Below are 1,531 nucleotides of genomic sequence, written 5' to 3'. Positions count from 1 at the left end.
TCAGACGGTTTTAATCCCTTTCGTTATGTAGAAACAGAGAATGATTTGAACCGCATGTTAACGGTCTATTTTAATAATACCAAGGGAAATGGTTCTCGCAGTGATCCATTTTGGGATGAGGCTTCCATGACATTGGTGAGAGCTATTGCCTCTTATTTGGTGGATTTTTACAATCCTCCAGGAAGTTCCAAGCAAGAGCAGGAAGCAAGACGTAAGCGTGGCCGTTATCCAGCCTTTTCAGAGATTGGGAAACTCATCAAACTCTTATCAAAGAGAGACAATCAGGACAAAAGTGTTCTTGAAGTCTTGTTTGAAGATTATGCTAAAAAATACGGTCACGAAAACTTTACTATGCGAAATTGGGCGGATTTCCAAAACTATAAAGATAAGACGTTGGATTCGGTGATTGCGGTCACAACAGCTAAATTTGCCCTTTTTAATATCCAATCAGTGATTGATTTGACACAAAGAGACACTATGGATTTGAAAACGTGGGGCACTCAAAAGACCATGGTCTATCTTGTTATTCCAGACAATGATACGACCTTTCGTTTCCTATCTGCTTTATTTTTCTCTACGGTTTTCTCCACTTTGACCAGACAGGCTGATGTGGACTTCAAAGGGCAACTACCTATCCATGTTAGAAGCTATCTGGATGAGTTTGCCAATGTCGGAGAAATCCCAGACTTCGCCGAACAAACCTCAACAGTTCGTTCTAGGAATATGAGTCTAGTACCAATCTTACAAAATATTGCCCAACTCCAAGGACTTTATAAGGAAAAAGAAGCTTGGAAAACTATTCTGGGGAACTGTGATAGCCTCCTCTATTTGGGTGGAAATGACGAGGAAACTTTCAAATTCATGAGTGGTCTATTAGGTAAACAAACCATTGATGTCAGAAGTACCAGTCGTTCTTTTGGGCAGACTGGCTCAAGTTCTACCTCACACCAGAAAATTGCTCGTGACTTGATGACGGCTGATGAAGTCGGGAATATGAAACGAGATGAGTGCCTCGTACGAATTGCAGGAGTGCCAGTATTTAGATCAAAGAAATATTTTCCACTCAAACATAAGAATTGGAAATGGCTTGCGGATAAGGAATCTGATGAACGCTGGTGGCACTATCACATCAATCCCCTAATCACTGAGGAAGAGATAGATTTGTCAGGCCATACAATAAGAGATTTAAGCACAGAAACGTCACTACATTAATAGAAATGAGGAAAAATATGAATCAAAAACTAACAGGCTTTGTTTACGGAGTGGACGCCAGCTCCATGTTCTCCCAAGCCATGTCTCTATTACAAAAAGGCTTAATTGCAGTAGGAGCCTTTCTTGTTGTCATGGGTATTATCAACCTTTCAACCAACATTAAAGATGGAGGTCCAGGTGTCCGAAATGCCATTCTAGAAATTGTTGGCGGTGTCATGGTGGGAGCTGCAGGTGCTTTTGTGACACAGATTACCATTTAGGGGAGGACAGCACATGACATGATAATGAATTTTACGTCACCTTTTGTATATCTAGCCTC

At 41.0% G+C, this 1,531-nt stretch carries 2 protein-coding genes; both read left to right on the top strand.

Annotated features, from left to right (window positions below):
• Positions 1–1,212, top strand: a 1,212-nt coding sequence (locus tag SST111_RS11845; protein ID WP_099811580.1) for a VirD4-like conjugal transfer protein, CD1115 family, incomplete at its 5' end; no start/stop codon positions are given.
• Positions 1,213–1,229: 17 nt separating this feature from the next.
• Positions 1,230–1,472 carry a hypothetical protein gene (locus SST111_RS11840; RefSeq protein WP_001072182.1) on the top strand — a complete coding sequence of 81 codons (243 nt, stop codon included), beginning with the start codon at positions 1,230–1,232 and terminating at the stop codon, positions 1,470–1,472.
• Positions 1,473–1,531 lie beyond the last annotated feature (59 nt).

This window comes from Streptococcus suis YS161, assembly GCF_002760245.1.
Taxonomy (GTDB): Bacteria; Bacillota; Bacilli; order Lactobacillales; family Streptococcaceae; genus Streptococcus; species Streptococcus suis_I.
Note: the sequence above shows the minus strand (reverse complement) of the source record. Positions and strands in the feature narration are given on the sequence as shown.

Coding starts and splice junctions, on each gene's coding strand:
- SST111_RS11840 (WP_001072182.1), top strand. CDS start 1,230: ATGAATCAAAAACTAACAGGCTTTGTTTACGGAGTGGACGCCAGCTCC.